The 15,490-nt window shown below is 60.1% G+C and carries 8 protein-coding genes and 2 rRNA genes; 1 reads left to right on the forward strand and 9 read right to left on the reverse strand.

Annotated elements, in window-relative coordinates; translation table 11 throughout:
• Positions 1 to 75: 75 nt before the first annotated feature.
• The 6 genes from ilvD to FFA61_RS05935 form a co-directional block, all read right to left on the reverse strand.
• On the reverse strand, positions 76 to 1,947 hold the full coding sequence (gene ilvD, locus FFA61_RS05910) for a dihydroxy-acid dehydratase (RefSeq protein WP_040314186.1): 1,872 nt from the start codon (positions 1,945 to 1,947) through the stop codon (positions 76 to 78).
• 96 nt (positions 1,948 to 2,043) lie between these two features.
• On the reverse strand, positions 2,044 to 3,189 hold the full coding sequence (locus tag FFA61_RS05915) for a branched-chain amino acid aminotransferase (protein WP_005964567.1): 1,146 nt from the start codon (positions 3,187 to 3,189) through the stop codon (positions 2,044 to 2,046).
• Positions 3,190 to 3,311: 122 nt separating this feature from the next.
• A complete protein-coding gene (locus tag FFA61_RS05920; RefSeq protein WP_005964570.1) occupies positions 3,312 to 4,370 on the reverse strand; it encodes a 3-isopropylmalate dehydrogenase in 1,059 nt (352 codons plus the stop codon).
• A 230-nt stretch (positions 4,371 to 4,600) separates the two neighbouring features.
• Positions 4,601 to 5,626 carry a ketol-acid reductoisomerase gene (gene ilvC, locus FFA61_RS05925; protein WP_040314188.1) on the reverse strand — a complete coding sequence of 342 codons (1,026 nt, stop codon included), beginning with the start codon at positions 5,624 to 5,626 and terminating at the stop codon, positions 4,601 to 4,603.
• A 2-nt stretch (positions 5,627 to 5,628) separates the two neighbouring features.
• Positions 5,629 to 6,141 (reverse strand): acetolactate synthase small subunit, encoded by a 513-nt coding sequence (gene ilvN / locus FFA61_RS05930; protein ID WP_005964579.1) that lies wholly within the window; start codon positions 6,139 to 6,141, stop codon positions 5,629 to 5,631.
• A gap of 3 nt (positions 6,142 to 6,144) precedes the next feature.
• Positions 6,145 to 7,929, reverse strand: a complete 1,785-nt coding sequence (locus FFA61_RS05935; RefSeq protein ID WP_005964582.1) for an acetolactate synthase large subunit — start codon at positions 7,927 to 7,929, stop codon at positions 6,145 to 6,147.
• Between the two features lie 256 nt (positions 7,930 to 8,185).
• Here FFA61_RS05935 and FFA61_RS05940 point away from each other — a divergent pair, with 256 nt between their 5' ends.
• Positions 8,186 to 9,823, forward strand: a complete 1,638-nt coding sequence (locus tag FFA61_RS05940) for an aspartate:alanine exchanger family transporter (protein WP_005964587.1) — start codon at positions 8,186 to 8,188, stop codon at positions 9,821 to 9,823.
• Positions 9,824 to 10,243: 420 nt separating this feature from the next.
• Here FFA61_RS05940 and FFA61_RS05945 read toward each other — a convergent pair whose 3' ends face one another.
• The 3 genes from FFA61_RS05945 to FFA61_RS05955 form a co-directional block, all read right to left on the reverse strand.
• Positions 10,244 to 11,473: a threonine/serine exporter family protein gene (locus tag FFA61_RS05945; RefSeq protein WP_051057873.1), complete on the reverse strand. Its 1,230-nt coding sequence runs from the start codon at positions 11,471 to 11,473 to the stop codon at positions 10,244 to 10,246.
• 353 nt (positions 11,474 to 11,826) lie between these two features.
• A 5S ribosomal RNA gene (gene rrf / locus FFA61_RS05950) occupies positions 11,827 to 11,943 on the reverse strand.
• 147 nt (positions 11,944 to 12,090) lie between these two features.
• Positions 12,091 to 15,230 (reverse strand): 23S ribosomal RNA (locus FFA61_RS05955).
• Positions 15,231 to 15,490: the final 260 nt, after the last annotated feature.

Here is a 15,490-nt window from a genome sequence, read left to right on the forward strand (position 1 = left end):
TTCGTTCCTGTCGACGAAGAACTCAAAGGAAGAAGAACTCAGAAGAGTCCGAGTAGGGCTTTGATGCGCTGGGCCTTATCGGAGCACGCGCGACACGTCTCGTGCGGCGCCCTTCGATGCGGACATCGCGGTGGCCGCGTAAAGCTGGAGCGCCGGAGAGACGAGGCGGTCTCGACTCTTCGGGGTCCAGGGGTGTTCACGCGCTTCTTCACGGGCCCGGCGAGCTTCGATCTCCTCTTCGGGCACGTCAAGGAGCAAGAGTCCTTCGTTCACGTCGATGATGATCCGGTCGCCGTCCTCGACGAGGCCGATGAGGCCGCCGTCAGCGGCTTCGGGCGAGATGTGCCCCACGGAGATTCCCGAGGTCCCGCCCGAGAAGCGGCCGTCGGTGATGAGTGCGCAGGCCTTGCCGAGCCCTCGTCCCTTAATGAAGGAGGTCGGGTAGAGCATCTCCTGCATGCCCGGGCCCCCTGCAGGCCCTTCATAGCGGATGACAACAACGTCTCCGGCCTGGACGGTCTTGTCGAGGATCTTCTCGATCGCTTCTTCTTGGGATTCCATGACGCGGGCTCGGCCCTCAAAGTGGAAGAGGGAGGGGTCGATGCCTGCGGCCTTGATGATCGCGCCCTCGGGGGCGAGGTTGCCGGAAAGGACGGTGAGTCCGCCCTTCGCGGTGTAGGCGTGTTCAATGTCGCGCACGCAGCCCTGTACTTCATCCAGGTCGAGTTCGCTCCACTGGTTTGAGGTTGAGAAGGGCTCGGTGGTGCGCACATTACCGGGAGCGGCTTTCCACAATGCGATGGCCTTTTCAGACACGCTCTGAGATTTCGGGTCCCACTCCCCCAACCATTGGGAGAGCGAGGGTGAGTGGATCGTGTGGACCTTGTGGGAGAGGAAGCCGCCTCGGTCGAGTTCACCGAGGATTCGGGGGATCCCTCCGGCCCGGTGGACGTCCTCCATGTGGTAGTCGTTGTGGTTCGGCGCGACCTTCGACAGGCAGGGGACGCTGCGGCCGAGTTCAGCAATGTCCTCCAGGTCGAAGTCGACTCCGCCTTCGTGTGCGACGGCGAGCAAGTGGAGGACCGTATTGGATGAGCCGCCCATCGCCATGTCGAGGGTCATCGCATTGCGGAAGGCCTCCACGCTCGCAATGGAACGGGGCAGGACCGAGTCGTCTTCCTCCTCGTAGTAGCGCCTGCACAGGTCGACAATGAGTTCGCCGGCTCGCAAGAACAGATCGCGGCGTGCGACCTGGGTCGCGAGGGTTGAGCCATTGCCCGGCAGGGACAGGCCGAGCGCTTCGGTCAGGCAGTTCATGGAGTTCGCGGTGAACATTCCCGAGCAGGAGCCGCAGGTCGGGCAGGCGAGCTTCTCGATGGCGAGGAGTTCTTCATCGGAGACCGCGTCATTGGCCGTCGCGTTCATGACGGTGACGAGGTTGCCGTGACCGCTGTGCGCGGGGCCGATGATCGCGGAAGGATCAATGTTCTTCCCTGCCTCCATCGGGCCTCCCGACACGAAGACGACCGGGATGTTCAGGCGCATCGCGGCGATGAGCATTCCGGGGGTGATCTTGTCGCAGTTCGAAATGCAGACCATCGCGTCTGCGCAGTGGGCGTTCACCATGTATTCGACGGAGTCCGCGATGAGTTCGCGCGAGGGCAGGGAGTAGAGCATCCCGCCGTGGCCCATTGCGATGCCGTCATCGACCGCAATCGTGTTCATCTCCTTGGCGACTCCTCCCGCCGCGCTAATCGCATCGGACACGAGTTTGCCGATATTGCGCAGGTGGACGTGGCCAGGGACGAATTCGGTGAAGGAGTTGACGACGGCGATGATCGGTTTGCCGAAATCCTCGTCGCCCATGCCTGTTGCCCGCCAGAGGGAACGGGCGCCCGCCATATTGCGGCCGTGGGTCGATGTGGCGGAACGGAGCTGGCGGCTCATGGGATTCTCCTTCATTCGGGTGCTGGCTTCAGCCTAGGAGTCGCGCTTACCCCGAACCTGCGAAGACCGCACGCTGGACGTCTGCAGGGCATTCGTTCACACCAATCGGTACATCCACCCGAAGGGGTCTTGCGCGTAGCCCATTTGAATGTCGGTGAGCTGCTTGTGGATCCGCTTCGTGGTCTCGCCGACCGGGAGTTCCACGTCAAAGTCGTCGTTCGCGAGGCGAGTGATCGGAGTGACGACCGCCGCCGTGCCGCAGGCGAAAACCTCCGCGACCTCGCCCGAGCGGATTCCCGCAACCAGCTCATCGAGAGCGATCATCTCTTCACGCACGGGTGTGCCTTGAGAGCGCAGCATCTTGCAGATCGCAGAGCGGGTGCCGCCTTCGAGGATGACGCCTGTGAGCTCGGGGGTGCGGACAGTGCCATCAGCCATGACGACGAACATGTTCATACCGCCAAGCTCTTCAAGGTATTTCTCCTCGTATGTGTCAAGGAAGCAGACCTGGGAGAAGCCCTTCTCGGCCGCCTGCAGCTGCGGCATAAGGGAAGCCGCATAATTCCCGCCGCACTTGGCAGAACCCGTGCCTCCGGGGCCCGCCCGGTGGTAGCCCTTCACAACCCAGATCGCAACGCCGGTGAAGCCGGAGGTGAAGTAGGGGCCCGAAGGGGAGCCGATCACGTAGTAGTCGACAACACTGGAAGCGTGAACGCCCAGGAACTCCTCAGAAGCGAAGAGAAGAGGGCGCAGGTAGAGGCTGGTGCCATCTCCTGTGGGGACCCATTTCTCATCGGCGCGGACGTAGTCGACGAGGGAAGCGAGGAAATCATCGCGATCAACCTTCGGCAGGGCGAGACGTGAAGCCGAATGGTTGAGGCGCGCAGCGTTGTAGGCGGGGCGGAAAGTCCAAATGGAGCCGTCGGCGTGACGGTAGGCCTTAATGCCTTCGAAGACGCTTTGTGAGTAGTGGAGGACGGCAGCACCTGGGGTGAGGGCGAGGGGGCCGTAGGGGATGATTCCTCGCTCGCTCCAGCCTTCTTCCTTCGTCCATCGCATATGCGCCATGTGGTCGGTGAACTTGTTGCCGAAGGTGAGTTCGGACATGACCTGTTCATAGTCGGCTTGGGAGGCCGGATTCTCATTCAGGGTCAGGGGGAATCGGCCTGCGAGTTCCTCAGCGGTGGAGATCTCCAGCTCGGAAAGAGCTTCGAGTTCTGTCGGGACGTGCGTTGTCGACATGGGTGCTCCTAGGAATCGATTGCCTCCAGCATATTGCCGTAATGCGCCCCTCCCGCCCGGGTTCCGTCATGTGACCCTGGGCGGGAGGTGGAAAAAAGAGAACTTTGAGTGGATCTGCCTGCTCAGTTGAGGGCTGCGACGAGGGCGTCGCCGATCTGCGAGGTCGAGCGTTCGAGCGGAGCCCCTGTGGCTGCTGCATGGGCCCGCGCCGCCATATCGGATTCAATGGCGGCCTCGATCTTTGTGGCGAGGTCGGCGCGTCCGATGTGATCGAGGAGGAGCGCAACGGAGGCGATCGTGGCGGTCGGATCGGCTTTACCCTGTCCCGCGATATCGGGGGCGGAGCCGTGGACGGGTTCGAACATTGAGGGGAAGGCCCCCTCAGGGTTGATGTTGCCGGAGGCGGAGAGCCCAATGCCACCGGTGACGGCCCCGGCCTCGTCGGTGAGGATATCGCCGAAGAGATTGTCGGTGACGATGACGTCGAAACGCTGCGGGTCGCTCACCATATAGATCGTGGCGGCATCGACGTGACAGTAGTCGACGCGAACCTCGGGGTACTCGGCTCCGAGGGCTTCAACGGTACGGCGCCACAGGTGCCCGGCGTTGACGAGGACATTGTGTTTATGCACGAGGGTCAGGTGCTTCGCGGGCCTGGCGTTCGCTTTCTCGAAGGCGAAGCGGACAAGGCGCTCAACACCGAAAGCCGTGTTGACTGACACTTCGGTCGCGATCTCCTGGGGGGTGCCGACGCGGACGGCTCCCCCGTTGCCGCAGTAGAGGCCTTCGGTGCCTTCACGCACGACGATGAAGTCAATCCCTTCGGGGGCCATGAGGGGGCTGGGCACTCCTTCATAGTGCTTCGAGGGGCGCAGGTTCACGTAGTGGTCGAGGGCGAAGCGGAGCTTGAGGAGTAGGCCGCGTTCGAGCACGCCGGAGGGGACCGAGGGGTCTCCGACTGCGCCCAGCAGGATCGCGTCATGCGTTTTGATCGCCTCGAGGTCATCTTCTGTGAGGGTGTCGCCGGTGCGGTGCCAACGATCCGCGCCCAGGTCGAAGCTCGTGGTTTCGAGGGTGATGTCGGAGCCTTCGAGGACGGCGCCCAAGACTTTGAGGCCTTCGGGCACGACCTCCTTACCGATGCCGTCGCCAGGGATCACTGCAAGCTTGAGAGTCGTCATGACTCTAATTGTCAGCAAGCGCGCCTCCCCCTTTCAGGCTCGTCCGCCCACTGGTCGCCGTCCTCGAATCATCCACGAGCTGTGGGGAGGGCGTCCCTGCGTTCCAAGGCTCCCCGCTTTGACGCCCTTGTGCCTCGAGGTCCTTGCGTTTCAGGAGAGCTTCATTACGCGACTGGGCGGTGCGGCAGCTCAGAGCTGCCGCACCGCCCAGTAACAAGCGGAAGACGAGATCAGCGGGCGGCGGAGCCGTCCGTGTAATCAGTGTCAACCGAGGTCCAGCCGAAAGCCTTACGGAGCTTTTGACCGGTCTTCTCGATCGGATGATTCTCACCCTCAGCGCGCAAAGCCTTGAACTCGAGGCCACCATTGTCCTGGTCGGCGATGAAACGCTTCGCGAAGGTCCCGTCTTGAATATCGGCGAGAACCTCCTTCATCGCTTCCTTCACCTGCGGGCCAATAACACGCGGGCCGGACACGTAGTCGCCGTATTCGGCGGTGTCGGAGCACGACCAGCGCTGCTTCGTCAGACCGCCCTCGTTGATGAGGTCAACAATGAGTTTGAGTTCGTGGCAAACCTCGAAGTAGGCCATCTCAGGCATGTACCCGGCCTCGGTGAGGGTCTCGTAGCCGTACTGGATGAGGCGCGAAACGCCGCCACACAGGACCGCCTGCTCGCCGAAGAGATCAGTTTCGGTCTCCTCGGTGAAGGTCGTTTCGATGACGCCGGCGCGAGTCGCACCAATACCCTTCGCGTAGGACAGGGCGAGGGCGAGCGCCTGACCTGAGGCGTCCTGCTCCACGCAGACGAGGGCGGGAACGCCTCGGCCGTCTTGGAACTGGCGGCGCACCGTGTGGCCGGGGCCCTTGGGGGCGACCATGCAGATGTCGTGTCCCTTCTCGGGCACGATGTAGCCGTAGCGGATATTGAAGCCGTGGGAGAAGAACAGTGCCGCGTCGGGCTTGAGGTTCGGGGCGATCTGCTCGGCGTAGACGAAGCGCTGCACCTGGTCGGGGACCAGGATCATGACGACATCGCCTTCCTTGACGGCTTCGGGAACGTCCTTCACTTCAAGGCCGGCGGCCTCGGCCTTCTCCCAGGAGGAGGAGCCGGGACGAAGACCGACCACCACGTCGACGCCCGAATCCTTGAGGTTGAGCGCGTGAGCGTGACCCTGCGAGCCGTAGCCGATGATGGCGACCTTCTTGGACTGGATGATCGACAGATCAGCGCCATCGTCGTAGATGATCTCGGTCATTGTCATTTCTCCTTCAGTTGATCCGTGATCGAACGCGATCCGCGGCCGATGGCCACGGCGCCCGATTGGACGATTTCAGTGACGCCGAAAGGCTCAAGTGAATGCAAGAGGGCTTCCAGCTTGGAAAGGGAGCCAATGGATTCGATAACGACCGTTTCGGTCTGCACATCGACCACGTGGGCTCGGAACAGGTCGACCACCTGCAAGACGCTCGTGCGACGGGTTTCGTCGGCGCGCACCTTCAAGAGGATGAGGCGGCGTTCCACCTTCTCCTCCGGATCGAGTTCGACGATCTTCAAAACGTTGACCAGCTTGTTGAGCTGTTTTGTCACTTGTTCGAAGGGGGCTTCATCGACCTCGACGATGATCGTCATCCTCGAGATCTCGGGGTGTTCCGTCTCCCCCACGGCGAGGGACTTGATGTTGAAGCCGCGGCGAGCGAAGAGTGCGGCAACCCTCATGAGGACGCCGGGCTTGTTCTCCACGAGAACGGAAAGCGTATGCATCTCAGCCATTTCTCAGTCCTCCAGGTCCCAATCGGGAGCCATGTCCCGTGCGTAGCGGATTTCATCGTTTGACACGCCTGCGGCGACCATCGGCCACACCATCGACTCTTTGGAGACGCGGAAGTCGATAAGGACCGGTCGGTCGTTAATGGACATCGCCCATTCGATCGCTTCGTTGACCTCGTCGATGGAGCGCACGGTTCTCGCTGCCATTCCGTAGGCGGTGGCGAGCATTTCAAAGTTCGGGATCTGCTCGCCCTCGTCGGGGTTGAGGGTCGTGTGCGAGTAGCGCTGCCCGTAGAAGAGGTTCTGCCACTGGCGCACCATGCCGAGCACGGAGTTGTTGATGAGGCAGACCTTGATCGGGATCTTGTTGATCGAGCAGGTTGCGAGCTCCTGATTCGTCATCTGGAAGGAGCCGTCTCCGTCGATCGCCCACACGACTGTGTCGGGTTGGGCGACTTTCGCGCCCATGGCCGCCGGAATGCAGTAGCCCATGGTGCCCAGTCCACACGAGGACAGGAAATGACGCGGCTCCTCGTAGGAGATGAACTGCGCGGCCCACATCTGATGCTGTCCGACGCCCGTCACGTAGATCGCCTCAGGGCCGACGATCTTCGAGAGTTTCTCCAAAACCTCCTGCGGGGCCATCATCCCGTCCTCCGGGGCGCCCCATCCGAGCGGGTATTCCTCTTTCAGGCGCTCAAGGTAGGCCCACCACTGCGAAATGTCCGCAGGTTTGCGTTTCTTCTTCAAGGCGGTGATCTCAGTGATGAGGGCGGGGATCGCTTCAGCGAGATCACCGACGATCGGCACATCGGCGTAGCGGTTCTTCGAGATTTCAGCGGCGTCAATGTCGACGTGTACGACCTTCGCTCCTGTGGCGAAGGAGTCGAGTCGACCGGTGACGCGGTCATCGAAACGCGCCCCGAGGGCGATGACGAGGTCGGCCCTTTGCAGGGCGCCCACTGCGGGGACGGTGCCGTGCATTCCGGGCATGCCGAGGTTGCGCCGATCCGAGTCGGGGAAAGCGCCCCTGGCGGTCAGGGTCGTGACGACTGGTGCGTTCGTCGCATCGACGAGGCGTGCGAGATCCTGAGAAGCATTCGCGCGGATCACGCCACCGCCGACGTAGAACACGGGGGCTTTCGCTGAGAGGATCGCTTCAGCGGCTGCGCGGACCTGCTTCTTGTGGGGTTTGGCGGGCAGCTTGAAGCCCGGAAGGTCAATGGCCGGTGGCCAGGAGAATTCGAGGGACTCGGTCTGAGCGGAGCGGGTCACATCCACGAGGACCGGACCGGGGCGCCCCGAGGAGGCGATGATGAAGGCTTCTGCGATCCGGGAGGGGATGTCCTTCGGGTCGGTGACGAGGAAGGAGTGCTTCGCGAGGGGCATCGCCGCGCCGACAATGTCGGCCTCTTGGAAGGCGTCCGTTCCTATGAAGGAGGCGCCGACCTGGCCGGAGATGACGACCATGGGGACGGAGTCCATGTTCGCGTCGGCGATCGCAGTCAAGGTGTTCGTCGCGCCCGGCCCCGAGGTGACGATCGCGCACCCGACTTTTCCGCTTGCCAGAGCGTAGCCTTCAGCTGCGTGAGCGGCTCCTTGTTCGTGGCGCACGAGGATGTGGTGGAGTTTCGAACTCATCAGGGGGTCGTAGGTCGGGAGGATGGCTCCGCCGGGCATGCCGAAAACATCGCTCACGCCAAGAGCCTCCAGGCTCGCGACGATCGCTTGAGCGCCGCTCATCGTCTGTGTTGCCGCAGTGTCCTTCACTGTGTGGTCCTCTCGTTTCATCGGTGGATCTCATGAAAAAATCCCCAGCGGCCTTTGCCTTGGGGATTGGGCGTGCGATCCATCCGTTTTCACACAGCAGGAACCGCACGCCCGGGTACGAGGACCAGGACGCGAATTCCGAGCGCGTGAATGTTGAGCACGTCTCTACCGTAGAGCGCGTCTTGGCCTACGCTTGAGACGTCTCACACTTCGGAACCTTATTCCTTCTCACTCTTGGGACGATGGACCGACGGGAAGAATCGTGATCCGCGAGATAATGCACCCGAGTCCTCAACGACACACGACATCGGAGTTCAAGACTGTGGAAACAGTGTTCTCGCTTCTGGCCGATCAGCCAGTCCTCTTTCTCTTCCTCCTTATCGGCGTCGGCATGGCCTTCGGTCATGTCAAGGTCAAGGGAATCGGCCTCGGAGCTGCCGCAGTTCTCTTCCTCGCGATCGCACTCGCTGCCTGGGCTCAGGCCTACGGCATTGAGCTCGTCGTGACGAAGCAGCTCGGCACCCTGGGCCTGACCCTCTTCACCTTCGCGATCGGCATCAACTCCGGCGCCTCCTTCTTCCATAACCTGAAGACCGCAACCGGCCCGATCCTCGCGGTGGTCCTCTTGTACGTTCTCACCGCGACCACCGGCCTCTTCGTCGGCAAAGCGATGGGCATGGATATCGCCTTAATCTCCGGTACCTTCGCCGGTGCCGTCACGAACACTCCTGCTCTCAATGCCGCGGGTGAAGCGTCCGGTGATCTCGCCACTGCGACCGTCGGTTATTCCATCGCCTACCTCTTCGGCGTTATCGGCATGCTCATCGCCTCAATGGCGGCCCTCGCTTACGGCAAGAACGACCGCGACCAGCCATCGCCTCTTGCGAACCGGACGATCCGTGTTGAGCGCGACGATCATCCTTTCGTCGGCGATATCTACCAAAAGCTCGGTTCGAAGGTCACTTTCTCTCGTTTGCGCCGTGGAGAAACCGGCCCGATCACCCGCCCCTCCATGTCGGACACCCTCGATCAGGGCGACCTCGTGACCGTTGTCGGGCCTCGTGAACTCGTTGCACGCGCCGCCACAGAACTCGGCCACGCCTCCTCGCACTCGCTCATGCAGGACCGTAGCTACCTCGATTTCCGTCGCGTCACCGTCTCGGATCCGAAGGTCGCCGGTCGGACCATTGCCGACCTGGATTTCGCCACTCAGTTCTCGGGCACTATTTCGCGTGTGCGCCGTGGTGACGTCGATATGGTCGCCGAGCCCGGCTTGGTCCTCCAGCAGGGCGACCGAGTCCGCGTTGTCGCTCCGACTTCGAAGATGGAAGCGATTACGAAGTTCTTCGGTGACTCCGCTCGTGGGCTTTCCGATCTCAACCCCATTGCACTTGGCTTGGGCATGGCTCTTGGCATCGCGATTGGTGAGCTGCCGATCCTCACTCCCTCGGGCGAGTACTTCTCGATCGGCTCTGCTGCGGGCACCCTGATCGTCGGTCTGATTTTCGGTCGACTGGGCCGCATTGGACCGATTGTGACGGCTCTTCCTTTCACTGCGAGCCAGGTGCTCTCTGAGCTCGGGCTTCTGGTCTTCCTCGCGCAGGCCGGCGCGAATGCGGGCGGGCAGATTGCCCATGCCTTCACCTCTGGCGCGTGGATCAAGATTGCGGTGCTCGGCTTCATCATGACGACGATCATGGCGGTCGGCATTTACGTGACGATGCGTTGGATCTTCAAGATGGGTGGCACGCAGCTTTCGGGTCTTCTGGGCGGCGCTCAGACTCAGCCTGCGGTTCTCGCCTTCGCGAATGGTCGTACGAACTCCGATCCGCGAGTCGCTCTCGGTTATGCGCTCATCTACCCGATTGCGATGGTCGGCAAGATCCTTGTCGCCCAGATTCTGGGCGGTATGTGAGGCGCGCACCCTTCGTGCTCTTATGCGGGGAGGCGCTCAGTGCTGTGGCTTCAGCACTGAGCGCCTCCCTCGTAGTTGTCCTCTTGCCTCTCTTCTTACGCGCTTTTCTGGGGTTTCCTGTGCTCCTTTGCGCGCTGGTGTGTGCTTCGGTCCTCCTTGGCGCTTCGACCTGCGCTCGTGTTTGCCCCCGGGGCTGAGCAATTCTCAACTGCCGCTCAAGGCCCTTTTTTGCCCAGTGAAACTCTTGGGACTATATCCGCGGCGTTGACCGGCGCGCCCGAGGATACGCCCTGCCCTGATACACAGGGCCCTCGGCCTCGTCCTATGCCCACTGAGGCAAAGCACCCCCGTCCTCGCCCTCTGGGGCACAGTGGTCGTCCTCGTCCTTCCCAACTTGCTCAGGGCTCGAGCAGGGAGAAACTATTCGAGGGGCTCGAGGGCGGGAACACCCGCCATCGGGGCTTCCTGGAGCCAATTGCGATCAGTGAGCATGCGGGCGACTGCGAGCCCAATCCCGATGCCGACGATTGTGAAGATAACGGTGAACAGAGCTGTCAGAGCCTCGATCATCTGGCCGTTGTTGAGATAGGTGAGAGAGCGGTACAGGGGCACGCCCGGGATCATAATGACGACGGCAGGTACCGACAGGGTTACTCGAGAAAAACGAGTCTTCGAGGCCGCGAAGGTTGCGAGTAGACCCGCAGCTAAAGCGGCAAGACCAACCGCTGCGGGCACCTGAATATGAGCTTCATTGACGAGAAGGAGACGAGCCGTGTTGATGAAGGCGCCAATCATGGCAGCTACCGCGGCGACCTTCAGGGGCGAGTTGAACAGCATCGCGAAACCGAAGGCCGCGACAAAACTTGTCAGAGCTCTGAGGATGTACAAGAGCCATAGCGGCAACACATAGGAGTACTCCGGGGTCACGGACCAGTGGAAGAGGGTCGAGACCGTCCATGTCGCAACTCCCGCTGAGACCAAAAGCATGAAGACATAGGTCAAGCGGGCAATTCCACCCTGGAAGTCGTGGCGCACTAGGTCGATGATGCCTGTGACCAGCGGGAAACCGGGAACGAGGAAGAGGAGCGCGGAAATGAAGCCCGCCTGGTGTGTGGGTTCGAGGCCGAGGAACTGTTGAGCCGGGGCGACGAGGAGGATGTAGATGAAGGCTGCTAAGCCTCCGCAGGCCATCCAGACTCCGAAGTGGTTCATCCGCCGATGCAGCATCTGTCGGCGCATCGCCTGGCCGAAAAAGGCCGCGACGGCAACCGCCGAACACTCCACCCATCCCCCGGAGTTCAAGAAGGAGAAGGCGGCGCAAGCGAGACCGGAGGCTGCAGCGTTTAAGAACCAGTCGTAGAGAGGCTTTGTCTTTTCGATCTCGTCGAGGGAGCGTGCGACATCCTCAGCGAGGACGGTCCTGCCCTTGAGTGAGGCGACGAGATTGTTCAAACGATCGATACGATCTGCGTTGACCCCCATGGTCCTTTGCTCGGCGAGCCCCGTGCGGAAGGTCCCGTTCGCATATGAGGTTGCAATGATCTCTGTATAGGTGACCTGCGCACGGTGTTCTGAGATTCCTACCGCATGGGCGAGAGTCGCCATTGATGCTTTGACACGATACGCACTTGCGCCCGAGGAGAGGAGCATCTGCCCGAGTCTGAGTACGACTTGTGATTGATGGGCAAGACGGTCATGAGCTTCCCGAAGGGCCTCATGGGGGTCGACGGTAGCGTGAAACAGTTGAGACGAGTGCGAATCTGCATCGGCTAAGGCAGGAGCTGAGGTGGACTCTGGTGACGTGTGCGCTTCGGTCATGAGGCCTAGTGTTTCACCTTGAAGGTCAGGAACTGGGCGACGAAAGACTTGCTTGGCGTGTCTGGTGCACCACTTGCAGACATTGGTGTGTGTGAAAGGGGGGTGGGGGTGGAGCAAAGGGAACCAAGGAACACGAACGTGTTCCCTATCCTTTGTTCTACCCCCCACCCCTTTTTGTGGTGTGGTTGCGGCGGTTTCCTACTCTCCCACACCCTGTCGGGTGCAGTACCATCGGCGTTGTTGGGCTTAGCTTCCGGGTTCGGAATGTTGCCGGGCGTTTCCCCAATACTATGACCACCGCAAGTTTGGTGTATCCACTCCCCTCCCCCCACAGGCGCGTGGTTTGCGCGCGTGTTTTGGGGGGTTTGTGGGTTGGATGTGATTCGTATAGTGGTTGTGAGCACAAGCGTGTCGTGTTTCCCCCTCCTTGTTTGTGTGTGGGGGGGGTTTGTGTTTAGTGTTGGCCGATTAGTACCAGTCGGCTTACGAGCACATTACTGTGCTTCCACCTCTGGCCTATCTACCCAGTAGTCTGCTGGGGGCCTTCACACCCCACAAGGTGGGGTGTTGGAAACCTCATCTTGGAGCAGGCTTCCCGCTTAGATGCTTTCAGCGGTTATCCTTCCCGAACGTAGCTAACCAGCCATGCACCTGGCGGTACAACTGGCACACCAGAGGTTCGTCCATCCCGGTCCTCTCGTACTAGGGACGGGCCTCCACAAGTTTCCTACGCGCACAGAGGATAGGGACCGAACTGTCTCACGACGTTCTGAACCCAGCTCGCGTACCGCTTTAATGGGCGAACAGCCCAACCCTTGGGACCAACTCCAGCCCCAGGATGCGACGAGCCGACATCGAGGTGCCAAACCATGCCGTCGATATGGACTCTTGGGCAAGATCAGCCTGTTATCCCCGGGGTACCTTTTATCCGTTGAGCGACCACGCACCCACGTGCCATGGCCGGATCACTAGTTCCTGCTTTCGCACCTGCTCGACCCGTCGGTCTCACAGTCAAGCTCCCTTGTGCACTTACACTCGCCACCTGATGACCAACCAGGCTGAGGGAACCTTTGAGCGCCTCCGTTACTCTTTAGGAGGCAACCGCCCCAGTTAAACTACCCACCAGGCACTGTCCCCAACCCGGATCACGGGCCGAGGTTAGATGACCGCTTGAACCAGAATGGTATTTCAACTTTCGACTCCACACAGGCTGGCGCCCACGCTTCACAGTCTCCCACCTATCCTACACAAGCCCAAGCGAACACCAATACCAAGCTATAGTAAAGGTCCCGGGGTCTTTCCGTCCTTCTGCGCGAAACGAGCATCTTTACTCGTAATGCAATTTCACCGAGTTCACGGTTGAGACAGCGGAGAAGTCGTTACGCCATTCGTGCAGGTCGGAACTTACCCGACAAGGAATTTCGCTACCTTAGGATGGTTATAGTTACCACCGCCGTTTACTGGGGCTTAAATTCAAACCTTCACCACACGAGTGTGGTTGAGTCTTCCTCTTAACCTTCCAGCACCGGGCAGGCGTCAGTGCGTATACATCGCCTTACGGCTTCGCACGCACCTGTGTTTTTGATAAACAGTCGCTTCTCCCTATTCTCTGCGACCCCCAGCCACACCACCCACGCAAAAACGGTGGGCGCATCGCCAAGGGTCCTCCTTATCCCGAAGTTACGGAGGAATTTTGCCGAGTTCCTTAACCATGATTCACTCGAACGCCTCGGTATACTCTACCTGACCACCTGAGTCGGTTTAGGGTACGGGCGCGTAACACCCTCGCGTCGAGGCTTTTCTTGACAGTTGAGGATCACCACCAGACACCCCACACGGGGCACCCCCATCAGTCCTCACCCCTTCATGTTCCCCGGATTTACCTAGGAAACGGGCCACAACCTTAGACACACACAACCAACGGTGCGCGGCAGCTACCTTCCTGTGTCACCCCTGTTAACACGCTTACCTACAACAATCAGGGCCCCACAACTCCCACAACCACCACAACCCGAAAGCTGTGACGACATGAAAGCAAATGGTTAGCATAAAAGCTTCAGTATTGGCGGTTGTTACGCGGTACCAGAATATCAACTGGTTGTCCATCGACTACGCCTGTCGGCCTCGCCTTAGGACCCGACTAACCCAGGGCGGATAAACCTAGCCCTGGAACCCTTAGTCAATCGGCGGACGGGATTCCCACCCGTCATTCGTTACTCATGCCTGCATTCTCACTCCCACACGCTCCACCCACCATTACCAGCAGGCTTCACCGCACGCAGGACGCTCCCCTACCCACCCACACCACCACACGACAACTACGCTGCCCAGGTGTTACACGTGTGAGTGCCACAGCTTCGGCGGTACGCTTAAGCCCCGCTACATTGTCGGCGCGAAACCACTTGACCAGTGAGCTATTACGCACTCTTTCAAGGATGGCTGCTTCTAAGCCAACCTCCTGGTTGTCACCGCGATCTCACATCCTTTCCCACTTAGCGCACACTTAGGGGCCTTAGCTGATGATCTGGGCTGTTTCCCTCTCGACTACGAAGCTTATCCCCCGCAGTCTCACTGCCATGCTCACACCTTATGGCATTCGGAGTTTAGCTGACGTCAGTAACCCACAGGGCCCATCGGCCATCCAGTAGCTCTACCTCCACAAGGCAACACACAACGCTGCACCTAAATGCATTTCGGGGAGAACCAGCTATCACGGAGTTTGATTGGCCTTTCACCCCTACCCACAGTTCATCCCCCAGGTTTTCAACCCTGGTGGGTTCGGTCCTCCACACAGTCTTACCTCTGCTTCAACCTGACCATGGGTAGATCACCCCGCTTCGGGTCCAGAACACGCGACCAACGCCCTAATTTCAGACTCGCTTTCGCTACGCATACCCCACACGGGTTAAGCACGCCACGTATCACTGACTCGCAGGCTCATTCTTCAAAAGGCACGCCATCACCCCACAAGGCTCTGACGGCTTACAGGCACACGGTTTCAGGTACTATTTCACTCCCCTCCCGGGGTACTTTTCACCATTCCCTCACGGTACTATGCACTATCGGTCATCAAGGAGTATTCAGGCTTACCAGGTGGTCCTGGCAGATTCACACGAGATTTCACGAGTCCCGCACTACTCGGGCACCCATCCAACACACAACCGCACCGGTACGCCTACACGACTCTCACGCACTCCGGTCACCCATCCCAAGATGTTCAACTCCCAACACGATCACATGCCCCCCTCCGGCAGAAGGAAGGAAACAGACAAGCCCCACAACACCGCACACGCAACCCCCGCCGAGTATCACACGCACACGGTTTAGCCATCCTCCGCTTTCGCTCGCCACTACTCACGGAATATCTTTTCCTACGGGTACTAAGATGTTTCACTTCCCCGCGTTCCCCCCACCACCCTATACACGTTCAGATGATGGTAACCAAGCACAACCCTGGTTAGGTTCCCCCATTCGGACACCCTCGGATCAACACTCGCTCGCCAACTCCCCGAGGCATATCGCAGGCCGCAACGTCCTTCATCAGCTCTTGATGCCAAGGCATCCACCGAATGCCCAACAAAACTAAACAAAACCACAAAACAAACAAGATGCTCACAACCACTATACAAATCACAAACAACCCACCACACCACCAACCCCACACAACACGCAGAGCCAACAGCAAGCCACACACCCCCACCACAACCCCAACAAAAAGAAAAAGGAAGAGGGGGCATCACGCCCAACAGGTATTGAACGTGAACCCGACAGTGTGTCCATCACAAATGCCCAACCCCAAACGCACCCACACCCACCACCCCACAACAGGGCAGCACACATGCAAGCACA

The sequence above is a fragment of the Schaalia cardiffensis F0333 genome (assembly GCF_005886435.1).
GTDB classification, from domain to species: Bacteria; Actinomycetota; Actinomycetes; order Actinomycetales; family Actinomycetaceae; genus Pauljensenia; species Pauljensenia cardiffensis.

Excerpts from the sequence above, each read along its gene's own strand:
- ilvD (WP_040314186.1), bottom strand. The coding sequence starts at position 1,947 with ATGAGCCGCCAGCTCCGTTCCGCCACATCGACCCACGGCCGCAATATG.
- FFA61_RS05940 (WP_005964587.1), top strand. The coding sequence starts at position 8,186 with ATGCACCCGAGTCCTCAACGACACACGACATCGGAGTTCAAGACTGTG.
- FFA61_RS05945 (WP_051057873.1), bottom strand. The coding sequence starts at position 11,473 with ATGCTCCTCTCCTCGGGCGCAAGTGCGTATCGTGTCAAAGCATCAATG.
- FFA61_RS05915 (WP_005964567.1), bottom strand. The coding sequence starts at position 3,189 with ATGTCGACAACGCACGTCCCGACAGAACTCGAAGCTCTTTCCGAGCTG.
- FFA61_RS05920 (WP_005964570.1), bottom strand. The coding sequence starts at position 4,370 with ATGACGACTCTCAAGCTTGCAGTGATCCCTGGCGACGGCATCGGTAAG.
- ilvN (WP_005964579.1), bottom strand. The coding sequence starts at position 6,141 with ATGGCTGAGATGCATACGCTTTCCGTTCTCGTGGAGAACAAGCCCGGC.
- ilvC (WP_040314188.1), bottom strand. The coding sequence starts at position 5,626 with ATGACCGAGATCATCTACGACGATGGCGCTGATCTGTCGATCATCCAG.
- FFA61_RS05935 (WP_005964582.1), bottom strand. The coding sequence starts at position 7,929 with ATGAAACGAGAGGACCACACAGTGAAGGACACTGCGGCAACACAGACG.